The 21,796-nt window shown below is 64.2% G+C and carries 20 protein-coding genes and 3 pseudogenes; 9 read left to right on the forward strand and 14 right to left on the reverse strand.

The window, feature by feature from the left end; genetic code table 11:
* Positions 1 to 10: 10 nt before the first annotated feature.
* Both QCE62_RS07525 and QCE62_RS07530 read right to left on the reverse strand, forming a co-directional pair.
* Positions 11 to 409, reverse strand: coding sequence for a DUF2917 domain-containing protein (locus tag QCE62_RS07525; protein WP_309916114.1), 399 nt, complete (start codon positions 407 to 409; stop codon positions 11 to 13).
* 311 nt (positions 410 to 720) lie between these two features.
* Entirely contained in the window at positions 721 to 2,718 is a 1,998-nt protein-coding gene (locus QCE62_RS07530; RefSeq protein ID WP_309916117.1) for a hypothetical protein, read from the reverse strand.
* Between the two features lie 489 nt (positions 2,719 to 3,207).
* Here QCE62_RS07530 and QCE62_RS07535 point away from each other — a divergent pair, with 489 nt between their 5' ends.
* From QCE62_RS07535 to QCE62_RS07570, 8 genes and pseudogenes are all read left to right on the forward strand, one after another.
* On the forward strand, positions 3,208 to 3,561 hold the full coding sequence (locus tag QCE62_RS07535; protein ID WP_309916120.1) for a YciI family protein: 354 nt from the start codon (positions 3,208 to 3,210) through the stop codon (positions 3,559 to 3,561).
* 114 nt (positions 3,562 to 3,675) lie between these two features.
* On the forward strand, positions 3,676 to 4,074 hold the full coding sequence (locus QCE62_RS07540; RefSeq protein WP_309916123.1) for a VOC family protein: 399 nt from the start codon (positions 3,676 to 3,678) through the stop codon (positions 4,072 to 4,074).
* On the forward strand, positions 4,071 to 5,369 hold the full coding sequence (locus QCE62_RS07545) for an RNA polymerase sigma factor (RefSeq protein ID WP_309916126.1): 1,299 nt from the start codon (positions 4,071 to 4,073) through the stop codon (positions 5,367 to 5,369). The genes QCE62_RS07540 and QCE62_RS07545 overlap by 4 nt, the downstream gene beginning before the upstream one ends.
* Before the next feature lie 172 nt (positions 5,370 to 5,541).
* Positions 5,542 to 6,509 (forward strand): annotated as a pseudogene (locus QCE62_RS07550) (ISNCY family transposase); the annotation flags it as partial.
* A 61-nt stretch (positions 6,510 to 6,570) separates the two neighbouring features.
* A pseudogene (locus QCE62_RS07555) lies at positions 6,571 to 6,816 on the forward strand (transposase); the annotation flags it as partial.
* Between the two features lie 407 nt (positions 6,817 to 7,223).
* Complete coding sequence (locus QCE62_RS07560) at positions 7,224 to 8,156, forward strand: ABC transporter permease (RefSeq protein WP_309916129.1); 933 nt, start codon at positions 7,224 to 7,226, stop codon at positions 8,154 to 8,156.
* 27 nt (positions 8,157 to 8,183) lie between these two features.
* On the forward strand, positions 8,184 to 9,203 hold the full coding sequence (locus QCE62_RS07565) for an ABC transporter substrate-binding protein (protein ID WP_309916133.1): 1,020 nt from the start codon (positions 8,184 to 8,186) through the stop codon (positions 9,201 to 9,203).
* Positions 9,204 to 9,279: 76 nt separating this feature from the next.
* Positions 9,280 to 10,023 (forward strand): ABC transporter ATP-binding protein, encoded by a 744-nt coding sequence (locus QCE62_RS07570; RefSeq protein ID WP_309916135.1) that lies wholly within the window; start codon positions 9,280 to 9,282, stop codon positions 10,021 to 10,023.
* 197 nt (positions 10,024 to 10,220) lie between these two features.
* Here the strand turns inward: QCE62_RS07570 and QCE62_RS07575 are convergent, their stop codons facing one another.
* The 12 genes from QCE62_RS07575 to QCE62_RS07630 form a co-directional block, all read right to left on the reverse strand.
* On the reverse strand, positions 10,221 to 10,553 hold the full coding sequence (locus tag QCE62_RS07575) for an FCD domain-containing protein (RefSeq protein WP_309916137.1): 333 nt from the start codon (positions 10,551 to 10,553) through the stop codon (positions 10,221 to 10,223).
* A gap of 68 nt (positions 10,554 to 10,621) precedes the next feature.
* The gene (locus QCE62_RS07580) at positions 10,622 to 11,317 is read right to left on the reverse strand and encodes a GntR family transcriptional regulator (protein WP_309916140.1); all 696 of its coding nucleotides are present in this window, start codon (positions 11,315 to 11,317) and stop codon (positions 10,622 to 10,624) included.
* A gap of 55 nt (positions 11,318 to 11,372) precedes the next feature.
* Entirely contained in the window at positions 11,373 to 11,771 is a 399-nt protein-coding gene (hpxZ, locus tag QCE62_RS07585; protein WP_309916143.1) for an oxalurate catabolism protein HpxZ, read from the reverse strand.
* Positions 11,771 to 12,430, reverse strand: coding sequence for a cysteine hydrolase (locus QCE62_RS07590; RefSeq protein WP_309916146.1), 660 nt, complete (start codon positions 12,428 to 12,430; stop codon positions 11,771 to 11,773). Before QCE62_RS07590 ends, hpxZ begins: the two co-directional genes overlap by 1 nt.
* A 3-nt stretch (positions 12,431 to 12,433) precedes the next feature.
* Positions 12,434 to 13,432 (reverse strand): formamidase, encoded by a 999-nt coding sequence (locus QCE62_RS07595; protein WP_309916148.1) that lies wholly within the window; start codon positions 13,430 to 13,432, stop codon positions 12,434 to 12,436.
* A 19-nt stretch (positions 13,433 to 13,451) separates the two neighbouring features.
* On the reverse strand, positions 13,452 to 15,053 hold the full coding sequence (locus QCE62_RS07600; RefSeq protein ID WP_309916151.1) for an ABC transporter ATP-binding protein: 1,602 nt from the start codon (positions 15,051 to 15,053) through the stop codon (positions 13,452 to 13,454).
* 2 nt (positions 15,054 to 15,055) lie between these two features.
* On the reverse strand, positions 15,056 to 15,748 hold the full coding sequence (locus QCE62_RS07605; protein WP_309916154.1) for an isochorismatase family cysteine hydrolase: 693 nt from the start codon (positions 15,746 to 15,748) through the stop codon (positions 15,056 to 15,058).
* Between the two features lie 23 nt (positions 15,749 to 15,771).
* Complete coding sequence (locus QCE62_RS07610) at positions 15,772 to 16,698, reverse strand: ABC transporter permease (RefSeq protein ID WP_309916158.1); 927 nt, start codon at positions 16,696 to 16,698, stop codon at positions 15,772 to 15,774.
* Positions 16,691 to 17,806 carry an ABC transporter permease gene (locus QCE62_RS07615; protein WP_309916161.1) on the reverse strand — a complete coding sequence of 372 codons (1,116 nt, stop codon included), beginning with the start codon at positions 17,804 to 17,806 and terminating at the stop codon, positions 16,691 to 16,693. The genes QCE62_RS07610 and QCE62_RS07615 overlap by 8 nt, the downstream gene beginning before the upstream one ends.
* A 22-nt stretch (positions 17,807 to 17,828) precedes the next feature.
* A complete protein-coding gene (locus QCE62_RS07620; RefSeq protein WP_309916163.1) occupies positions 17,829 to 18,926 on the reverse strand; it encodes a BMP family ABC transporter substrate-binding protein in 1,098 nt (365 codons plus the stop codon).
* Positions 18,923 to 20,770 carry an allophanate hydrolase gene (gene atzF, locus QCE62_RS07625; protein WP_309916166.1) on the reverse strand — a complete coding sequence of 616 codons (1,848 nt, stop codon included), beginning with the start codon at positions 20,768 to 20,770 and terminating at the stop codon, positions 18,923 to 18,925. Before atzF ends, QCE62_RS07620 begins: the two co-directional genes overlap by 4 nt.
* A 188-nt stretch (positions 20,771 to 20,958) precedes the next feature.
* On the reverse strand, positions 20,959 to 21,417 hold the full coding sequence (locus QCE62_RS07630) for a hypothetical protein (RefSeq protein ID WP_309916168.1): 459 nt from the start codon (positions 21,415 to 21,417) through the stop codon (positions 20,959 to 20,961).
* A 14-nt stretch (positions 21,418 to 21,431) separates the two neighbouring features.
* Here QCE62_RS07630 and QCE62_RS07635 point away from each other — a divergent pair.
* Positions 21,432 to 21,748, forward strand: a pseudogene (locus QCE62_RS07635) (MerR family transcriptional regulator).
* The last annotated feature ends 48 nt before the right edge of the window (positions 21,749 to 21,796 follow it).

Here is a 21,796-nt window from a genome sequence, read left to right on the forward strand (position 1 = left end):
AGTATGCGCTTTATGACGCGTTCACCGGGCCTGTTGCGATGCGCGGCCAGATTTTCGCGAGCCAGCGCGCGGCGCGTCCGTGCATGACGCCGCGATACGAGGTCAGCGATACCTCGACCGCGTGTGCGCTTTCCGTTGATAGCCAGACACGCTCGCCACGCGACAGGCGCACGACATCGCCTGCCTTCAGCCAGTAATCGTAGGGATCCTGATGACGCGTGAGCCACACCGATGCAGAGGCGACGCGCAATTCGGCGTCGCGCGACAGACGCCATGACACCGTCCGGTGCGGATGAACCTCGATGAAGACCACGATGCGCGTCCCGTACGATCCGGCCGCGCCGATGCGGCCCGACGCGACACCGTGGCCGACGCCCTGACATGCGGAATCCTGCGACAACTCTTCCATGCTGCTCTCCAGTGAGTGTGCCGGAGACGGAAGCCTTGCACGCAAAAACAAGAAGGCCCCGTCTTGCGGCGGGGCCTTCGGAACTCATTGCTGCCTTGTGCTTGCTCTTTCGCTAGCGCACACGCTGTTCCGTAGACCCGCCACGAATGGCGTTCATACGGTTTTTAATCGCAGCGGTGAGGAGCGTGAGGGCGGCGTGCATGAGTTGCAGTATCGTGTGGCGCAAGCTGACTTGTCAACCGTCGCGATGACAGCCACATCAAAGAACCCGGAGCAGGCCAGGCCTGCTCCGGGTTCGAGACACCGCTGACTTACATGCCGGTGTAGCCCTGCGGTCGCGTGCTGTTGCGCTTCGCGACATCCGCATTGGTCGAGACGACATATTGCGGCGACTCGGTCAGCGTCAGCGTGACTGCACCGTTCGAATACGGCACGCTCGATACGTTGCCCATCGCGTCGATCAACTGCACCGTGCCGCTGGAGCCGGCGGCATCGACATTGAGCTTGTAGCTCGTGCTGTACGTGCTGCTGAAGCTGCCGTTGGACGCGGGCCATACCGAGTTGTTATGCGTCCACAATGCGGTAATCACGCGGCCGTTGTTCAGCTGCTGGAACGAGTACGCATACACGCCGGACGGCAGGCTGTTCACCGGACCGAGGGTCGTGGTGCCGTCGAGCACGCGGGTCATCGTGGCGACTTCCATCGCGGCCGGCTTCGGGCTGATGTTGGTCGTGCCGAACTCGGCCTGCGGATGATCGAGGTCGAAGAACGTGCCATAGCCCGCCTCGCCCGGGAAGTCCGGGCCGAAGAACACGTAGGTCTGGTCCGCGCCTTCGCCCAGCAGGATCAGATGCGTGCGCGCAACCACGGCGCCCTGCGCGAACAGGATGTTCGGCGTCGGGTAGTTCGGGCCGTAGCTCGAACCCACGTCATAACTGATGCCCGTTTCCGTGACGAACAGCTTCATGTTCGGCTTGTAGTCCTTCGCCATTTCCGCGCGCAGGTTGCGCATTTCGTTGAGCAGCGAGTTGGCGGCGTCGGCGGGATTCGGGTCGGTGTGATGACGCTCCGGCGGATGCGAGGGCGACGTGCCCGCGTCGTAGTAACCGTGCGTGGCGATGCCGTCGAGATACTGCGCCAGACCGAGCGGCGCCAGACGTTTCAGGCGGTCGGTCGTCAGCGACGGGAACGGCTCGGCCGGACCCATCACGACCGCGTGCGGATCGCCGGCATGCAGCCCTTCGTACGTGCGCTGATACAGCGCGACGAAGTTCTTGTCCGTGTCCTTCCACTGGATGTACGGCTCCCACGTGACCTGGTAGTAGTTCGCCGACATCGTCGGGTAGTACTTCGCGCGGATCGCTTCGGTTTCCTGGCCGACGCGTGTCATGTAGTCACGGTAGTAGCCGAGATCGTTCGGGATATAGCCGTAGTCCGGATTCAGGCCGTGCATGCTGGCCCAGCCCGGCAGGCCGTCGAGACGCACGAGACGCATGACCTTGCCCGACGTGTAGAACGGGTCGAGGTTGTTGGCGGTCGGCTTGAACGTGTAGCGGCCATTCGGCTCCATCACGTTCATCTGGCGGTCGTCGATGGTCGAGGTGATGCCGAGCGCCGACAGCATCGTGCCGTTGTCGTTGAAGCCCTGCATCCCGAAGCGGTGCTGCTCCTGCTTCGCATACGTGACGGCGGGAATCGCGCCGGAGACGTCCGGGATCACGCCGAAGGTCGCGATGCCGTTCGGCCGCGTGCCCGAGGTCTGCACCTGGCCGCCGCCGTTGGCGAGCGTCGCCGACACGGCGAAGTAACCGGCGAGGTTCGAGCTGCAGGTGAGGGTGGTCGTCGTGGCCGCGGCGGGCGCCGCGAAGCTGCCGCTCGCGACCGTCTTGCCGAGCGCGTCGGCGATGGTCCACTTGAGCGTATCGGCCGAGCCGGGGCGCGTGGTGATCGCCACCTTGAACCTGGTATTGATCGCGAACATGCGCGAGCCGTCGGAGCCCGGTGTGTCGACAGTGATCTGGCCGCTGCCGCCCGATGCCGATGAAACCGCAGGAGAAGCACACGTGAGACGCAGATTGGCGGCCGCGTTGGCGACGGCTTGCGCGGTCACGGCGGCATCGCTCGCGAGCGCGGCGTTCGCCGCTGCGGTGCCGGAAGCGCCGGCCGCCGCGCTGCCGGATGCACTGGCGCTTGCCGCGCCGGCCGTGCCGGCTGCGCTGGTCGAAGCAGGCGAGTTGCCGTCACCGCCGCCGCCACAGGCAGCGAGCGCCAGCGCGAGCGTCGAAAGCAGGAAAGGATTCTTGATCATCGTGTCATACGCACAGGAACCGGACGCGCAGCAGTGCGCTCCCGGCGATGCCAGCGGCATCGGGAGTTGTTGACGGAAAGGCAGGGAAAGGCACGAAGCCATCCGGCCAGAGCGGAGCGGCGCACCGCGCTAATCGGTTCGAACGCCGACGTCCGGAGTCGGGACGCAAACGTCCGCTTCGCTTGTCGAACGACAGGCGAAGAATGATGCGGACGAAACCACCGGGAATGCGCCGGGCGCTGCCAGGCGTACAGCAGGTTCGCTGGCAGAAACGCACACTGGACACAGTGCGCGCGAACATTGGTAAGACATGCTTCGGATCGAATCCTACTAGGAAAGACTCGTTACAGTGAGTAATAGCGAGTAATGACTTGTAACGTATGATTAATAAGTTAATCATCACAAGAAACGCGCGGCCCCGTCTGTCTTGCCGATGCGCGCCGGACGGTTTAAGTTGGACCCCACTAAAAAAATTTTCAGGAGGACGTCGTGGCATACCTGTTACTCATCGTCGAACCCGTTGAACAGCGTGGCCAGCGCAGCCAGGAGGAGGGGCGGGAAGCCTATCGGCAAATGGTCGAGTTCGCCGACGACCTCAAGGCCCGCGGCGTGTTGCGGGCAGTGGAATCGCTGACTTCGCAGAAGGAGGCGGCACGCGTGTCGACGGCGCATGGCGATACGCGGGTGGTCGACGGGCCGTTCGCGGAAGCGAAGGAAATGATTGGCGGCTTCTTTCTGCTCGACTGCGAAACACAAGACGAGGCTGTTGCCATTGCCGCCGAATGTCCCGCTGCTGCGTGGTGCACGGTCGAAGTTCGCAAAACCGGGCCCTGCTATTTTTGACCGGGTGTTTTCCCGCATCCAGTCAATTTTTTCGATAGCACCCATGTCGATTCTGACGCGCACGGTTCGTCGTGGTGATTGAACGGCCGCGCTTTCAATCTGGAGACCCACACGATGCACAAGCAGATTTTCGTGAACCTGCCGGTCCGCGATCTCAAACGATCGATGACGTTTTTCAAGGCGCTCGGTTTGAGCTTCGACGCGACCTTCACCAACGACGATGCCGCGTGTCTCGTGATCGGCGAAAACATCTACGCCATGCTGCTCGTGGAAAGTTTCTTCAAGACGTTCACGGAGAAGCCCATCGTCGATGCGAGCACGAGCACCGAAGTGCTGGTGTGCCTGTCATGCGAAAGCCGGGCGGAGGTGGACGAACTGGTGGCGAAGGCGCTGGCCGCGGGCGGTCGGGCGCCGCGCGAGCCGCAGGATCACGGCTTCATGTATGGCCACGGCTTCGAGGATCTCGACGGACACATCTGGGAACTGGTGCACATGAACCCGGAAGCCGCGTGAGCGGGCCGGACAAGCGCGGCGCGGTCGCGGACGATGCGGCCCGGCGCGCCATCGACGCGGTGTGGCGCATCGAGTCGGCGAAGGTGATTGCGAGCGTGGCGCGCGTGGTGCGCGACGTCGCGCTCGCCGAGGAACTGGCGCAGGATGCGTTCGTCGCGGCGCTGGAGCACTGGAGCGAGACGGGCGTGCCGGAGAAACCGGGGGCATGGCTCATGACGACAGCAAAGAACAAGGCGCTCGACCGGTTGCGGCAGCATGCGTTGCACGCACGCAAGCACGAGGAATATGGACACGATCTCGAGGCGCACGAGGGCTACGTCACGCCCGATTTCGTCGATGCGCTCGGCGCCGCGCGCGAGGACGACATCGGCGACGACCTGCTGCGGCTCATTTTCACGGCATGTCATCCGGTGTTGTCCGTCGATGCCCGGGCGGCCTTGACCTTGCGGCTGATCGGCGGCCTGACGACCGATGAGATCGCGCGGGCGTTCCTGGTCCCGGAGCCGACGATCGCGCAGCGCATCGTGCGGGCGAAGCGCACGTTGTCGGCGGCGCGGGTGCCGTTCGAGGTGCCGCAGGCGGATGCGCGTGCGGCGCGTCTTGGCTCGGTACTGGAAGTGCTTTATCTGATCTTCAATGAAGGCTACTCGGCGACCGCTGGCGACGACTGGATGCGGCCGGCGCTGTGCGAGGATGCGCTGCGGCTCGGTCGGATACTTGCCGGGCTGATGCCGGATGAGAGTGAGGTTCACGGCCTGGTCGCGTTGATGGAGATCCAGGCGTCGCGGATCCGGGCGCGCGTCGATGGCCAGGGCCGTCCCGTGTTGTTGCCTGAACAGGACCGCAGTCGCTGGGATCCGTTGCTGATCCGGCGCGGGCTCGCTGCCTTGAAGCGCGCCGAAACGCTGGGCGGCGCGCGGGGCGTGTATGCGTTGCAGGCGGCGTTGGCGGCATGTCATGCGCGGGCACCGACAGCCGCGGACACGGACTGGGCGATGATCGTCGCGCTATACGATGTGCTGTTGCAGACGGCGCCGACGCCGGTCGTCGAACTGAATCGCGCGGTGGCCGTGAGCATGGCGTACGGCGCCGCCGAAGCGCTGCCGCTCGTGGATGCGTTGTGTGATGCGCCGGCGTTGAAGCATTATCAGTGGCTGCCCAGCGTGCGGGCGGATTTGCTGGCGCGGCTTGGGCGCAGAGAGGAAGCACGTTTGGAGTTCGAGCGCGCGGCGGCGTTGGCGAAGAACGCCCGGGAGCGGGCGTTCCTGTTGGGGCGAGCGCGGGAAATGGAGTGATGGATGTGGGTTCGGGCCAAACTTGGAGCCGAATTTTTAATTTAACATAAGACAAAATATCTCATTTTCGAGTGTAGGTCCCAAGTTCAAATGTCGTGTTCTGGCTATTTACAGATGTCGGGTTTTAAACGAGCGGCAAGCTGGTGGCTGGGTCGTCCAGCGGGAGCAAGCGATGTCACCGAATCCAACTGTGAGTTTGACCATGCGCGAATGGGACAGGCTGAAGGTGATCGAGGCGGTCGTGCAGACGGGACTCAAGCCCGGCCGTGCGGCTGAGCGACTGGGTCTGACGGTACGGCGGATCGAGCGGCTGATGACGCGGTATCGCGAGTACGGGCCGCTTGGCGTGGCCTCGGGCAGGCGTGGTCGGCCGGGCTTTGGCGCGCGAGAAGCTTGATGAGTGTCACGGCATCAAGCTGGCCAAGCAAACCGTGCAGCATCTGATGATCGACGCAGGACTATGGGTGCCGCACCGCCAACGGCCTCCCAAGATCTATCAGCCGCGTGCGCGCCGCGCGTGTCTGGGTGAGCTGATCCAGATCGATGGCTGCGAGCATCGCTGGTTCGAGGACCGTGCGCCGCAGTGCACGCTGTCGGTGTACGTGGACGATGCGATCAGTCGTCTGATGCAATTGCACTTCACGGTCACAGAATCGACTTTCGCCTTTTTCGAGGCCACGCGCACGTACGTTGAGCGCTATGACAAGCCTGGGGCCTTCTACAGCGACAAGTTCATGGTGTTTCGCAATGCCACGGCGGGCGGCACTGGCCACAGCACGACGCAATTCGGCCGGGCCATGTTCGAGCTCAATATCGACACGTTCTGCGCCAATTCGAGTTCGGCCAAGGGACGCGTGGAGCGCGCGCATCTGACCTTGCAGGATCGGCTTGGTCAAGGAATTGCGTCTACGTGGCATCAGCACGGTGGCTCGCGCCAATGTGTATGCGCCCTGCTTCATGGCCGATTACAACGCGCGCTTTGCCAGGCCGCCCAGGAGCGACTTTGATGCACACCGACCGGTACGAGACGACGAGAATCCGGTGCATGCGTTGACTTGGCGCGAGCCGCGCAAAGTCGCCAAGGCGTTGACGATACAGTACGACCGCGTGCTGTATCTCCTGGCGGATGTCCCGGAGAATGTTAGCGCTTTTTAGGCGTGTAGCGTATAGCGTATAGCGACAAGGCCGGCGTCTTAGATGGGCCTCGTACGAGCTAAACGTTGACGTGCCCTGTGCCAACACGAGCCAGGCCAAGGGGCACGTAAAGCGCGCCGACTGGACATTACAAGACCGGCTGCTCAAGACGCTTCGACTATGTGGCATTGGCACATGAGAGTAAGCCAATGCATATGCGCCCTCCTTCATCGCTGATTCCAATCGCCACTCTGGCTGGCCGCCCAGAAGCGAGCACGATGCGCATCGACCGGTGCGCGACGAAAAAGATCTCCGCCGGCGCTCGAAGCGTCTCGGCGGGTGCAGATCAAACGTGATGGTCGTCGTGCTTGCAATGCACCTTTGCGTACGCATCGCGGCAAACAGGTTCGAGCCTTGGATACAAGGCAGACGTGCCACATAAAGGCGGCTTCGACACCCCGCCATGGCTGGACCTATCAGAACCTCCAGCCTGGCACTACCGGCTCGATTATTGTTTGAAGATGCTTGATCAAAGCCGCGAGTTTGCAACCGAGTGCCCCGAAAAAGCCTTAAAAAGGTGCAAACCGCCACTGAGTTTATTTTCGGCCGGCAACGCCCTGGCGTACCTCCGAAAATCAAGCCCGCTCCCTGTTTTTGTTCTTGAATGGTTTTCCTTTTGCGGGATGGCTGAGCCCCCGGCGGCCCGCGTGATCCACCGGTGTGCGCGACGGACGGCATGTCGAGGCGCACGCGGCGTCCCGGACCTTCGAATCTGAAACTGAGGAGACGGCAGTGAGAGTAAGAACCCTACCCGACCACGGCAAGACGATCGAGCCTTCGACGGCACCGCGCACGCCGGAGGTCAGACAACGTCGTCACTTGCGCCCACGCCTGAAGTCTTATTGGTTGACCGGCGCCGTGCTGATCGTTGCGATCGCGCTGTGGCAGGCAATATCGATGGCCGGCGTCTTCCCCGCGTTCGCGCTGCCTTCGCCGGTGGCAGTCTGGCAGGCCTTCACCGACATTTCGCGCAACGGCTACGGCGGCCAGTCGCTGATCGGCGACATCCTGATCAGTTGCTTTCGCATCATCGTCGGCTTTGTCGGCGCTATCGCGATCGGCGTGCCCGTCGGTCTTTTGATGTCCCGCAGCAAGATCGTTTTCGACATCATCGACCCGCTGCTGCAGTTCATCCGTCCCGTGCCGCCGCTCGCCTATATCCCGCTTCTGGTGGTGTGGTTCGGCATCGGCGAATTGCCGAAGGCCATTCTGATTCTCGTCGGCACCATCCCGGTCATCATCATCGGGACCATGTCGGGCGTCAAAAGCACGCCGCCGCTGCGTATCGCCGTGGCTCGCACCCTCGGCGCCACCAACGCGCAAATCTTCCGCAGGATCGTACTGCCTTCAGCGATGCCCGAGATCTTCACCTCGATGCGTGTGGGGATCGGCGTGGCCTGGACCTGCCTCGTCGCCGCCGAACTGATCGCCGCCAGCAGCGGGCTCGGCTGGCTCGTGCAGTTCGCCGGGCAGGCGCTGCAGGTGGCCGTCGTCATCGTGGGCATCATCGTGATCGGGGTGATCGGCTACGCCATGGAACTCGTGATTCGCCAACTCGAAAACTGGATCGTGCCCTGGCGCGGGCACGACTGACATCAACACCATCCAAGGAGACCAGACATGAAGACGAGACGCCCGAAGCAAGCCATGACCGCCGCCCTCTTGATGGGCACCGTGCTCTACGCCGGCGCCGCCGGGGCACAGAGCAAGCCGCAGGTCATCATCGGCTACGAGGACAACGGCGCCGACCCCTACATGGTGTCGATGGCGGAGCACCTCTTCGAACGTCACATGAATGCGGATGTCGAGTACAAGCTCTTCAGCTCGGGACCGGCGGCCATGAGCGCGCTGGCCTCGAACAGCCTGTCGTTCATGTGCGGCCTCGGCGTACCGCCGCTCGTCACGGCGATCGCGCAGGGCTTGCCGATGACGATCGTGTACAACCAGGAACGGTATACGAACGCTGCCGGCATCGTGGTCAAGTCCGACAGCGGCATCCGCGACGTCGCGGGCCTGCAGGGCAAGAAGATTGCGATCGTCGCGGGCTCGCAGGCTTCCTTCGAACTGGCGACGTTCCTCGCCGAGGCACACGTCCCCTACACGTCCGTGACCCAGATCAACATGGCGCCGCCGCAGATGCGCACCTCGTGGGTGACGGGCTCGATCGACGCCGCCATCGTCTGGGATCCCGTGTTCAGCGCGTTGCGCGCGGCCGGCGGCAAGGCGATCAAGACCGACGGCGATCTGCCGCGCAGCGCGTCCAGCTACAACGTCTGTATTGCCAACGCGGACTGGGCGAAGGCGCACCCGGATCTCGTGCGCGGCTTCGTCGCCGCGCTCGACGAGGGCTATCAGATCACGAAGAAGGACCCGGACAAGGCCATCGCCGAGATGGCTCGCCAGACCGGCGTCACCGTGGATGTCGCGAAGAGCGAGCTGGCGGGTTACGAGCTTTTTTCCGGCGCCGATCAGACCACGCCGAACGTCATGGGCTCCGGCGCCGGCGTGAAGACCTCGGCCACGTATGAAACGCTCGTGAATACCGCCAAGGTGCTGAACTCGATCGGACGCATCCAGACGGTGCCGTCCAGCTTCGAGGTCAATGTCGCTCCGCAGTATTCGCAATCGCTGGCTCACTGAGGTGCTGCATCGACGTGCCGCATCGGATCGCTGAATCGTGCCGCTGAGGCGCTGAACACCTGCTCGCCAACAGGAGATGGACTTGACTATCCTGATCGATTCGCTTTACAAGACCTTCGGCGGAACCTCCGCCCTCGAGAACATCAATCTGCAGTTCCAGAGCGGCGAATTCGTCACCGTGCTCGGGGCTTCCGGCTGCGGCAAGACGACCTTGCTGCATCTGCTGGCAGGTCTGACATCGCCCTCTCGTGGCAGCATCCATATCGACGGCGAAATCAAGGATCGGCCCGGCGAAGATCGTGTCGTCGTGTTCCAGCAGGCCGGATTGTTCCCGTGGCTCAACGTCGAGGAAAATATCGAGTTCGGCCTCTCGCTTCACTCGGTTTCCAAGGCCGAGCGGCAGAGGGCCTCCGCCGACATCCTGCGCACCATCGGCCTCGAAAACTTCGCGCGGCACAAACCCTATGAACTATCCGGCGGGATGCAGCAGCGTGTGGCGATCGCTCGCGCACTCGTCATGAAGCCCAAGGTCCTGCTGATGGACGAGCCCTTCGGCGCGCTGGATGCGCAGACGCGCAGCGCCATGCAGACGTTTCTGACTTCGCTTTGGGACCAGTTGCATTGCACGATCGTGTTCATCACGCATGATATCGATGAAGCAATCCTGCTCGGGACGCGGCTCGTCGTGCTGTCGTCACGACCCGGGCGGGTCGCGCTGGATGTGCCGATCGAACTCGAGCGGCCCCGCACGCCGCAGTGTGCCTTCGATCCGCATTTTCTCGAGTTGAAGAAGCAGGCGATGGGGATTCTGGCGCATTGAAGGGGTGCCCGAAATCCGAATCCAGCATGGATTACGGGTTGTCGGAAAACTGCCGTTTGCCCCCTCCCTATGCGCATCTTCGACAGGATGCGCCTGGACTGGGAGACGCCGCCGTCAGTGGGTGAGCGACTTGCCGGCTGCGGGGCGAAGCTCGTTCGAGCAATGTTGCCGCGTCACGGCTTATGCCGATCCACCCGTCACGCGGTTTTACCCGGCGCCGGGTCGTCCTGCGAGCGCATCAGCACGTCCAGCACCTCACGCGCGGTGTTCTCGGAATGCTCGCGCAAGATGCGCGCGAGGCCGGCATGTGCCGTGTCCTGCAGCGCCGCAAGGATTACCTCGTGTTCGCTGGCCAAGTCCGCCCAGCGCAAGTTATCGGCGTTGGCCGCGCCGCGCGCGCGATGCACCTTCGCCATCAGCGTCGAATACCCATTCGCGAGCACTGGATTGGCGGCGGAATCTTCCTTTTCGTCAATACGCGCGCCAGCCGGGAACTCGCCCTCGTCGATCGTCACGCGCAGGCGCGGCAATTTCCGCCGCCATGTCGCGTGATGTCCGTCGACGGGGGGCGCGCCGCTGCAACCCGCGCCACGCCTCCTCAATTCACGAACGGCAGTTTGAGGTCGCGCGATTCGGTCAGCATCGACACCGTGATCTTGCGCACCTCCAGCTTGCTCTGCGTGATGTGGGCACGCAGCAGCATCGCCGCTTCTCCGCACTTGCCCCGCTCGATGAAGCGCAGCATCTTCGCGTGCTCGTCATACGTCGCGCTGGTGCGATGCGGCTTCAGGAAGTCGAGCCGCCGCACGATGCGGATACGCTCGGTGATTTCACCATGCACGCGCACCATCTCGTCGTTGCCGGATGCGCGCACGATGCCGCGATGGAACTCCTCGTCCATTCTGAACATGGCCACGGGATCGCTCTCGCGCGCCTCGACGGCCACGCACCAGGTTGACTTGAGCGTATCGATGCCGGGATGCGGCGGCGTGGCGCTCGCCAGCTTGTCGAGTGAAGCGGTCTCGAGCACGATGCGCAAGTCGTAAAGCTGGTCGAGCTGCGCAAAATTGATCTCCGAGACTTTCCAGCCGCGCCGGAAGCCTACCTGGAGATAACCTTCGCGCAACAGGCGAAACAGCGCGTCGCGCATCGGCGTGCGCGACACGCCGTAGTAGTGCGCGATGTCCGTTTCGGAGAAACGGTCGCCGGGAAACAGGCGGAAGCTGAAGATGTCCTGCTTCAACTGCTGATACACCTGTTCGGCGAGCGGATTGGCGCTCTGGATGTCGCGCACGACAGCACTGTCCGTCAGTTTGGGCGAATTGATTCGAGGTCTCCGGCAAGGCTTCTCAAGGCGCTTCGATCAGGCTCACATGCGCCGCGACGATGATCCATCCCGCGAACGTGCCCGCCCTGTCGCCGATGCGCGCCCATGTCTGCATCTGGCGCCCGAGCAATGGCGTGGCATCGCTTGTGAATTCGGTGCTCACCGTGGCATGGTCCGGGCCGAACGTCGTCACGACGGTCCGGTGCAGCCGCCGCGAACGCGGCACGGGTGCACACGTCTCGCGCCAGCGGCGGATTTCGTCGCCGCCATGCTGCACTTCGGCAATGCCATATCGTACCGTTTCCGGCGCATGCCAGAACAGCGCGTTCATCGTGCCGACGTCGTTGTCGACGAGCGCGCGCTCATAGGCGGCGAACGCACGTTCGACCTGCGCCACGGTGTCCGGATGATTCAGTTCCATCAGCCCTCCAGCAGATCGGCCAGCGTCGCCGTCCATCCGACGATGCCGCCCTGCGACCGGATCATCTCGATCGTCGCGGTCTTGAACGCGGGAATGTAGCTGGCCGTCGCGTCTTCGATCAATACGCATTCGTAGCCGCGATCGTTCGCTTCGCGCATGCTCGTCTGCACGCAGACCTCGGTCGTCACGCCGGCGAACACCAGGTGCGTGATGCCGCGTTGCGCCAGTTCCTCGCCGAGCCGCGTTGCATAAAACGCGCCCTTCCCCGGCTTGTCGATGACGATCTCGCCCGCCAGCGGCGCGACCGCGTCGACGATGGCATTGCCCGGCTCGCCGCGCACGAGAATGCGGCCCATCGGCCCGAGATCGCCGATGCGCGCATGCGGCGCGCCGCGCAGGCGTTTCGCGGGCGGACAATCCGACAGGTCCGGCGCATGCGATTCGCGCGTGTGCACGACGAGCCAGCCGTGGTCCCGCGCGTGATCGATAAGGCGCGCGACCGTCGGCACGATCAAGGCAAGCAGGGAGACATCGTTGCCCAGCGCTTCGCCGAATCCGCCCGGCTCGATGAAATCGCGCTGCATGTCGATGACCACCAGCGCCGTATGCGCTGCATCGAACGTGAAGGATCCGGGCCGGGCATGGACAAGGGTGGGCATCGTTCAGCCTCCGTAATGCCGTTCGGGCACCGGGAAACCGCAGGACGTACCGTCCTTCACGACGACCTCCTCTTCCCAGGGCAGGCGGTATTCGCCGCGCACCATGTCCTGCATGAACGTGTACGGGCAATCCCGCGCGCCGCCTTTCACGGCCACATAGCCGCGATGCCCGAGCTGATAGATATTGTTCTCGACGCCCCATTGCGTGCGCGCTTCGCGCACCAGGTCGGGACGCAGTTCACAGGTGATGATCTCGTCGGGACGATTGCCGCCTTCCACCATCACGGTGCCGTCGAAATCGCAGAACATGCCTTCGCCCATCGAATCGAACGTGCCGTCGCTGCCGCACAGACATACGCTCGCCGTCTGCGCGAGATTCTGGAATGCGTTCGACTGATTGGTGATCTTCCACGCATGGCGAATGGGCGCGGTGTAGCCCGCTGTGCGCAGGATGATCTCCGCCCCTTTGTAGGCCGCCTCGCGCGCCATCTCGGGAAACATGCCGTCATGGCAAATGATCAGCGAGAGCTTCGCGCCCCGCGGACCGACACACACCGGCACGCCGACGTTCCCCGGTTCCCACGGCTCCACCGGCACCCACGGATGCAGCTTGCGGTAATAGAGCTGGATCTCGCCCTTGTCGTCAATGACGATGCCGCTGTTATACGGGTTGCCGCCCGGATTGCGCTCCATGATGGAAAAGCATCCCCAGATGCGATGCTCGACGCAGGCGGCCTTGAAGGCCGCCACTTCCGGACCGTCCAGCGAACACATGATGGCGTCGTCGGTGCGCATCGACAGACCATGCAGCATGTATTCGGGGAACACGACCAGATCCATCGCGGGGTTGTTGCGGCGCGCCTTGCCCACCAGCGCCTCGACGCGCCGTGTTTGCGCAGCCAGTTGTTCCGGCGTCGCAACATCGGGATTCTGCAACTGGACCAGACCCACCACGATGCCCTGCGCCGACTTGTTCAATCCACCGAGACCGCTCGAACTCATTGGAAACTCCTTGATGCCGTCATGCATGCACGGCGATGGATTCGGACACATCGCGCCCCGTGCTTTCGACATGCCCCGCCATATGTCTTCCCAGTGCGACGCGATCCGCGCCGCTCGCGGGCGTTTCGTGCACGAGCCGCCCTTCCGCGATCACCACGATACGATCCGCCAGTTCCAGCAATTCGTCCAGGTCTTCGCTGACGAGCAGCACGGCGGCGCCCGCGTCGCGCGCGGCGAGAATGCGCGCATGGATATCCGCGACCGATGCGAAGTCCAGCCCGAACACCGGATTCGCGACGATCAGCACATCGACCGCCTGCCCGAGTTCGCGCGCCAGCACGGCGCGCTGGACATTGCCGCCCGACAGCGTGCCGATGGCACGCGCCGGGACCGGCGGCCGCACGTTGAAATCCGCGATGAGGCGCTCGGCGCGCGCGCGCATGGCGCGCCGGTCGAGCACCCAGCCATGGCGTTTCATCGGCGCGCGATCGAAGTCGCGCAGCGCGAGGTTCTCGGCGATGCTCATGTTCGCGACGCACGCATTGCGCAGCGGTTCTTCCGGCAGCGCGAACAGGCGCAAACGGCTCATCTCCGCGCGCGTCGCGCGATACGGCTCGCCCTTTACGCGCATCTCGCCGGCCTGCACGCGGCGCTGGCCGACCAGCGCTTCGATCAGTTCCTTCTGCCCGTTGCCCGACACGCCAGCGACCCCGAGTATTTCGCCCGACCTCACCGCCAGCGACAGCTCGCGCACCGCCGTGTGCCCACGGTCGTCCACCACACTGAGTGTCGACAGTGCGAGGCGCACGGGCGCATTGTCTTCGCAAGGCTTGCGCGTGGGACGGATCGCGGCCAGCTCCGGATCGTCGACGGCGGCGTCGCCGCCCATCATCCACGCTGCAAGCTGATCGCGGCTCGTGTCCGCCACCGCGCTCGTGCCGACGAGTTTTCCTTTGCGCAACACGGTGACATCGTCCGCGTACGCCATCACCTCGCGAAACTTGTGCGTGATCATCAGCACGGTCAGCTCGCCGCGCGTGGCGAGATCGCGCATCAGACCGAGCACTTCATCGGCTTCTTGCGGCGTGAGAACCGAAGTGGGTTCGTCGAGAATCAGGAAGCGTTGCCGCAGATAAAGCTGCTTGAGAATCTCGAGCTTCTGCTTTTCGCCGGCGGCAAGACCGGACACAGGAGCATCGAGCGGCAGGCGGAACGGCATGGAGCGCATGAAGGCAGCGAGCGCGGCACGCTCCTTCGGCCAGTCGATTCTCCATGGCAGGCGTCCGCGTGCGAGCAACAGGTTCTCCTCCACCGACAAGCCCGCCGCCAGTGTGAAGTGCTGGTACACCATGCCGATGCCGAGCGTCTGCGCATCGCGCGGCGATGCGATCTTCACCTGCCGCGCATCCGCGATGATCTCGCCGTCGTCGAGCAGCCCGTAGCCGACCAGGCCCTTCACGAGCGTGCTCTTGCCCGCGCCGTTCTCGCCGAGCAGGGCATGCACGGTGCTCGCGCGCACCCGGAGCGTCACGTCGTCGAGCGCGTTAAATGCGCCGAAACGCCGGGTCGCACCCAGCACTTCGACGCCCATGGCCCGGGTCTGGGCAGTCACAGGATTCATGATCAGCGTCCGAGTGCGGCCAGCAGCGCCCGCGAATGCGAGACCGCGCCGAATACGCCGCCCTGCATCAGCACCATGTTGAGGGCGGCGTCGTGATGGCCCTGATCAGTGGCGCCGCAGCAGTCCGCCAGAATCGTGCATTCGAAGCCGCGGTCGTTGGCCTCGCGCATCGTCGTGTGAACGCACACGTCGGTAGTGATGCCGGTCAGCACCAGATTGACGATGCCGCGCGTGCGCAGGATCAGTTCGAGATCGGTGGCGCAGAACGAGCCCTTGCCGGGCTTGTCGATGATGATCTCACCGGGCATGGGCTTCAGCTCATCGATGATCTCCCAGCCCGGCTCGCCGCGCACGAGGATCTTGCCGCACGGTCCGTCATCGCCGATGCCGATACCGTCCGTCCCCGCGCGCCGGCTTCTCCAGCGCTTGTTGGCGGGCAGGTCCGAGAGATCGGGCCGATGCCCCTCGCGCGTATGGATGATCGTGAAGCCCTGCTCGCGCATCAGGTCGAGAACGTTCCTGATCGGCCCGATCGGCGCGCGCGTCAGAGAGAGCTCATAGCCCATCTTGTCGACGTAACCGCCGATGCCGCAGAAATCCGTCTGCATGTCGATGATGACGAGCGCGGTATTGTCTGGGCGCAGATTGCCGTCATACGGCCACGGATAGGGGCGTGCTTCGATGAACCGGGTCATGTGCTTGGCTCCATGCAGAGAATTCAACGGGTAAGACTGAGTTCGCCGGGGGCGCCGGCCAGCGTGCGGTCGGGCCGGCAGTTGACGATCATGATCGCGAGGGTCAGCACGTACGGCGCCGCGTTGAACAGGTAGTAGCCGCTCGTCACGCCGATCGCCTGCAACGCGGGACCAAGCGCGCCCGCCGCGCCGAAGAGCAAGGCGGCCCACAGGCAGCGCAAGGGCTGCCAGCGGGCGAAGATGACGAGCGCGACCGCCATCAGGCCTTGTCCGCTGGACAGCCCTTCGTTCCAGCTTCCCGGGTACACGAGCGACAGATACGCACCGCCGACACCCGCGAAAAAGCCGCCGACGGTCGTCGCGAGAATGCGCACGCGCGTGATCGGATAGCCCATTGCGCGCGCGCTTTCCGCGTTCTCGCCGACCAGCCGCAGCGCCATGCCCCAGCGCGTGTGACGCAAGCCCCATTGCAGTGCGAACGCCAGCAGCACGCCGATGATGAACAGCGGGTTGATATGCAGCGCGTTGTGCAGTTGCGGCGAAGCGCTCCACGCGCCGAGGTCGATGGACGGCAGCATCGGCGCCTGCGGTTCGATGAACGGCTTGCCGAGATAGAACGCGAGGCCGGTGCCGACCAGCATCAGCGCGATGCCGAAGGCAATGTCCGACCCGCGCGGCAGCGAGCACACGAGACCGTGCAGGCAGCCGAGCAGCAGTCCGGCGCACCCGGCGGCGAGCACGCCGAGCCATGGCGAGCCGGACAGATACGCGGCGGCATAACCGGTCATCGCGCCGGACACGAGGATGCCTTCCAGCCCGAGATTCACGCGTCCGCCCTTTTCGGTCAGACATTCGCCGATGCTGACGAACAGATAGGGCGTGCTGACGCGAATGGCGCCCGCGAACAGCGAGAGCAGCAGCACGGCGATGGGGGAATGTGCATCAAACATGACTGCCCTCCAGTTGAGCCGACGAACGCGCGATCGTCATCGCCTGCAATCGGATGCGCCATGCCGCCACACGGCCGCCCATCGCCTCCCATGCCAGCAGGTTCGCGAACAGCAGGCCTTGCAAGACGAGCGTGGTGGCGTCGGGCAGGCCCAGGCGGCGTTGCAGCAGCGAGCCGCTCGCCTCGATGCCGCCCACGAGCACCGCGCACAGGATGATCGCAAGCGGGTTCTGGCGGGCCGCGAACGCAACGAGGATGCCGGCGTAACCGTACCCGGCCAGCAACGACGCGTTCGCGCTGCCCTGCACCGCCACGACTTCGAACGTCCCGGCCAGTCCCGCAGCCGCGCCGCCCAGCGCGCAGGCGGCGATCGCGAGCCGGTTCACCGGCAGCCCGACCAGTTTCGCGGCATGGGTGTTGCCGCCCGCGATGCGCATCGCGAAGCCTCGGGTGCTGTAGCGCACGAAGATCCACGCGGCAACGCAGGCAAGCGCGCCCCAGAACAAGCCCCAATGCACGTCGAGGCCCGGCAGCGAACCGACCATGAAGGCATCCGGAACAGGCGGCGTCGAGGGCTTGTTGAGACTTGCCGGATCGCGCAACGGACCTTCGACGAGATGCTTGAACAGCGCAATCGCGATATACGACATCAGCAGGCTGCTGATGGTCTCGTTGACGCCGCGCAGCTGCCGCATCGCCCCCACCGCGCCGATCCAGATCCCGCCTGCGAGCATGCCCGCGAACGCCATCAGCGGTGCGGCGACGAACCACGGCAGCGCCGCGGGCACGAGCGTCGCCACGACGGCCGATGCCAGTCCGCCGAGCGCCAGCGCGCCCTCGCCACCGATCACGATCAGCCCGACCTGCGCGGGCATTGCCACGCACAGCGCGGTCAACATGAGCGGTGCGGCCCGCAGCAACGTGCTCTGCCACGCAAACGAAGAACCGAACGCGCCTTGTGCGATGAGCACGAGGGCGTCGTCGGCCGGCTGTCCCTGCGCCAGCAGGAACAGCGAGAACAGCGCCAGCGTGCCGATCAGCGCGCACAGCGTCGGCAGTGCCGGCAATGCGCCCAGCGCCAGGCGCGGTAACAGGAAATTGGAACGCATGCTGGCTCCGCGAACTGGAAAATCAGATCTGCCCGACGACACCCGCCACGAGATAATTCATGCTCTCGAGCTTGATGTCGGTCTGCGCGTACTGGGTGCCGGACGCAATGGCGCTGCCGCCCTTGTTGTCCTTGAGCGGGCCCTTGAAGATCACGTAATCGCCCGCGACCATCTTCGACTTGATGGCGTCGGCGCCTGCCTTCGCATCGGACGTGACCTTGGGGCCGTACGGCGACATCCTGACGAAGCCTTCCTTCAGCCCGCCGCGCAAAATGTTGGGTTGCGGCTTGCCAGCCTGGGCATCGCCGACCACTTCCTTGAAGGGCGTCGCCCAGTCCCATTCCGCGCCGGTGAGATAGCCCTTCGGCGCCAGCGCGGCCTGGCTCGCGTGATAACCACAGCTCATTGCGCCGCGCTTCTCCGCGGTTTCGATCACGACTTTCGGACCATCGACGTGGCACGTCAGCACGTCGCATCCCTGATCGACGAGGCTGTTGGCGGCCTCGGCTTCCTTCACCGGCATCGACCAGTCGCCGGTGAAGATGACGTGCGTGCTGATGGACGGGTCGACCGACTGCGCGCCGAGCGTAAAGGCGTTGATGTTGCGCAGCACCTGCGGAATCGGCTTGGCGGCGACGAAGCCAAGTTTCTTGCTCTTGCTCGCGTGTCCGGCAACGACGCCGTTCAGGTACTGGCATTCGTCGATATAGCCGAAGTAGCTCGCGATGTTCGGCGGGTTGCCCTGCTTCCACAAGCCGCCGCAATGCGCGAAGCGCACCTTCGGATACTTGGCGGCCATCTTGAGCACGTGGGGATCGAAGTAGCCGAACGAGGTCGCGAAAATGAGCGTGGCGCCATCCTGCTCGATCATGGCTTCCATGGTCTTCTGCACGGCAACCGTCTCGGGCACGTTCTCCTCCTCGACCACTTTCACGCCGGGCAACTTCTTGATGATCGCGGCGGCCTGCGCCTGCGCCTGGTTGTAGCCATAGTCGCCCTTCGCACCGACATAGATCACGCCCACGGTCAGATTGCTCGCGCCGAAGGCGAGATCGAACGGCAATGCGCTGCCGAGCACGAGCGCGCCGGCGCCCTGAATGAATTGGCGGCGATTGGTCATGATGTGGCTTCCTGTGTGGGTTGATCGTTGGATGAAACGGCCAGGCTCTGCCGGTACGCGCGCCAGCCGCCGAAAGAAGTGATGTCGCGTGCGCCGCTTGCGGGCGCGACTGCGCCGGGTTCGCAGATGAAGCCCTTCACGGCGCGACCGTCGCCGGTCGTGATCGTGCCGATGCCGAGCGGCGCGGGAATCGCCGCGACGAATGCGCCGAAGTGGCGCAGCGGCATCTCCCACAACTCGATGGCGATGGCGCCCCCCTGTTCCTGGGCACGCACAAGGCCTGGTTTGGGCGGCTGCGTGCTGGCGAGCGCAAAGAGCCGGTAGTCCGCCGAGGTCGTGTTCTCTTCAATGAAGCGCCCGCCTGCCTGATGCATCTGCCATTCGAGCGGCATGCCGCGCAAATGCGCGCCGACCACGGCGAGCGTCACGGACGGTTCCTGCAGCGGCAGGGCTTCGATGGCGCCGTCGGTCAGGTCTGCATCGAACAGCGCCTGGATCTGCGCGCCGAGGGCGGCGAGCCGCTGGTCCGCTCCCGCGGGTCCAATCAACGTGATGCCTGCGGGCAAGCCGTCGGCGCGCGGCAGGCACGGCACCGCCAGCGCACAGAGGTCCAGCAGATTGACAAAGTTCGTATAGACGCCCAGTCGGCTGTTCACTTCCACCGGATTCGCCTGCACCTGCGCGATGGTGGGATGCGTCGGCGTCGTCGGGACGATCAGCACGTCGGTGATCGCGAACAGGGCTTCGGTCTCGCGCTTGAGCAGCGCGAGTTCGTATTGGCCGCTGAACGCGTCGGCGGCGGAGAATGCCTCTGCCCGGCCGATGACTTTCGCGACCGTCGGGTCAATGTCCGCGCGATTCGAGGTGAAGAATCCGCCGAGCGCCGCGCGTCGCTCCGCCACCCACGGGCCGTCGTAGAGCAGCGCGGCGGCACGCTGCATCGGCACGAAGGGAAACGTCGTGGGCGTGAGATGCAGATGCGTGCGGATGACATCGAGCGTGGCTGCGAACGCGTCAGCGGCGAGCGTGTCGCCGAAGAACTCGAGGCGGTCGGGATTCGCCACGCGCGGCGGAGCCGGCGGTACGCCGTGCGTGGCGATGCGGCGCGAGTAGCCGTCGAGCGCATCGAACGCGGCCATCTGTTGCAACACGAGCCAGGCATCTGCAACGTCGTGAGCGAAGATCGACAGCGTATCCAGGCTCCTGCATGCCGGCACGACGCCGCGCTTGCTGACGAGACCGAGCGTCGGTTTCAGTCCGACAATGCCGTTGAAGCCGGCAGGCACACGGCCCGAGCCGGCGGTGTCGGTGCCCAGCGAGAACGCCGCGATGCCCTGCGCGACCGCGACGGCCGAGCCGGAACTCGATCCGCCGGACACGTGAGCCGGGTGGTCGACCTGCCGTACAGCGCCGTAAGGCGAACGGGTGCCGACAAGTCCGGTGGCGAATTGATCGAGATTGGTCTTGCCAACGAGGATCGCGCCTGCGTCGATCAGACGCTGCACCGCGAACGCGGTCTGCTCCGGCGTATAGGCGAACGCGGGGCATGCGGCCGTCGTCGGCAAGCCGGCGATGTCGATATTGTCCTTGACCGCGAACGGCACGCCGAAGAGCGGCTTACGCGTGAAGATCGCAGGACCGTGCTCGGCCTGTTCGCGCATGAGAGTGGCCGCGACGGCTTCGAGGTCGGTCGCCGGGACGACGAGCGTCCACGCTTCTGGGCGTTCACTGGTTCCGATCCGGGCAAGCGTCGCCGCGACGACGTCCAGCGGATTGGTCTCACCGCTCTGGTAGGCATCGAGAAGCGCGCGAACCGTAACTGGAACATCGATTTTCGGCTTCATGAGTTCATTCTTGAATACAAGATTGAACTCTTTATGCACGATCTATGCCAGAGAAATGTTAGTTCCTTTGAATCAAGCGGTTAAACGACAGGACGCCTGGTTGGCTGAACGGATGTGATCCATTTCAGGTCGGCCGTAACCCTTCGTGGTGCGCTGGATGCCTCTGACGGTGCATCCGCAGTCCGCGATCAACGCACCACACCTTGCAATGCCAGCCAGCATCCGAACCAGAGGCAGGCTGCATCCATCACTTTGCCTCGGCCTGGCGCGCCGCCACCGTCGGCATGAGCATATCGTCGCGCCGGCCGACCACAAGAACGGCAAGGGTTGCAACGCCGATGGGTAGCGTCAGGAACATGAAGAGCTGGAACCATCGTCATCAAACCCGAAAGCTCAAAAGTCATCTTCGCCAGAACAACCGCAAAAATGCCTGCGGCGACGAGCGTGACCATCATCACCGTGTGAGCCTCGAGGCGATCCATCTCCCATCCGATAACGATGTTTCCGAGCGTGCCCCCGACCTGCATCATCGCGGCGACCACGGCGGCGTCGCTCATCGAAAAATGATTGCCCCTCACCATGACAGGAAGCCAGCTGTTGAGGAAATAGGCGAAAGACCTCGTCGGCCTGGGCGCGAACGTCACCATCGACGCGGCAAAGGATACAGCGCAGCGTTCGCGAATTAGCACGCGCAACCGGCGCGAGCGTGCGTTCCATTCGCCATTACGACGAACATGGACTCGTCGCTTCGGTGCGTGCGAGCAATGGTTATCGTGCCTTTCCTTATGCGGCGATCGCACAGGTTACGCCGATACAGCGCCTGATCGCCACGGGATTCAGCCTTGCCGACATTCGCTCATTTCCGGACCGCATGCGTTTGATCGAAGGCGCGGCTGCCTGCCCCGAAACCGAGGCATTGCATCGAGAGCGCTGCGCTCTATCGAAAAGCAGATCACCAATCTGGAGCGGCGGCGGTAGCGTCTTCTGGAGACGCTCAACGAAGGCCGTTCCGTGCCGGAAACGAAG

Source organism: Caballeronia sp. LZ033 (assembly GCF_031451265.1).
Lineage (GTDB): Bacteria > Pseudomonadota > Gammaproteobacteria > Burkholderiales > Burkholderiaceae > Caballeronia.

Coding starts and splice junctions, on each gene's coding strand:
- QCE62_RS07525 (WP_309916114.1), bottom strand. CDS start 409: ATGGAAGAGTTGTCGCAGGATTCCGCATGTCAGGGCGTCGGCCACGGT.
- QCE62_RS07530 (WP_309916117.1), bottom strand. CDS start 2,718: ATGATCAAGAATCCTTTCCTGCTTTCGACGCTCGCGCTGGCGCTCGCT.
- QCE62_RS07540 (WP_309916123.1), top strand. CDS start 3,676: ATGCACAAGCAGATTTTCGTGAACCTGCCGGTCCGCGATCTCAAACGA.
- QCE62_RS07565 (WP_309916133.1), top strand. CDS start 8,184: ATGAAGACGAGACGCCCGAAGCAAGCCATGACCGCCGCCCTCTTGATG.
- QCE62_RS07570 (WP_309916135.1), top strand. CDS start 9,280: ATGGACTTGACTATCCTGATCGATTCGCTTTACAAGACCTTCGGCGGA.
- hpxZ (WP_309916143.1), bottom strand. CDS start 11,771: ATGGAACTGAATCATCCGGACACCGTGGCGCAGGTCGAACGTGCGTTC.
- QCE62_RS07590 (WP_309916146.1), bottom strand. CDS start 12,430: ATGCCCACCCTTGTCCATGCCCGGCCCGGATCCTTCACGTTCGATGCA.
- QCE62_RS07595 (WP_309916148.1), bottom strand. CDS start 13,432: ATGAGTTCGAGCGGTCTCGGTGGATTGAACAAGTCGGCGCAGGGCATC.
- QCE62_RS07600 (WP_309916151.1), bottom strand. CDS start 15,053: ATGAATCCTGTGACTGCCCAGACCCGGGCCATGGGCGTCGAAGTGCTG.
- QCE62_RS07605 (WP_309916154.1), bottom strand. CDS start 15,748: ATGACCCGGTTCATCGAAGCACGCCCCTATCCGTGGCCGTATGACGGC.
- QCE62_RS07610 (WP_309916158.1), bottom strand. CDS start 16,698: ATGTTTGATGCACATTCCCCCATCGCCGTGCTGCTGCTCTCGCTGTTC.
- QCE62_RS07615 (WP_309916161.1), bottom strand. CDS start 17,806: ATGCGTTCCAATTTCCTGTTACCGCGCCTGGCGCTGGGCGCATTGCCG.
- QCE62_RS07620 (WP_309916163.1), bottom strand. CDS start 18,926: ATGACCAATCGCCGCCAATTCATTCAGGGCGCCGGCGCGCTCGTGCTC.
- atzF (WP_309916166.1), bottom strand. CDS start 20,770: ATGAAGCCGAAAATCGATGTTCCAGTTACGGTTCGCGCGCTTCTCGAT.
- QCE62_RS07630 (WP_309916168.1), bottom strand. CDS start 21,417: ATGGTGACGTTCGCGCCCAGGCCGACGAGGTCTTTCGCCTATTTCCTC.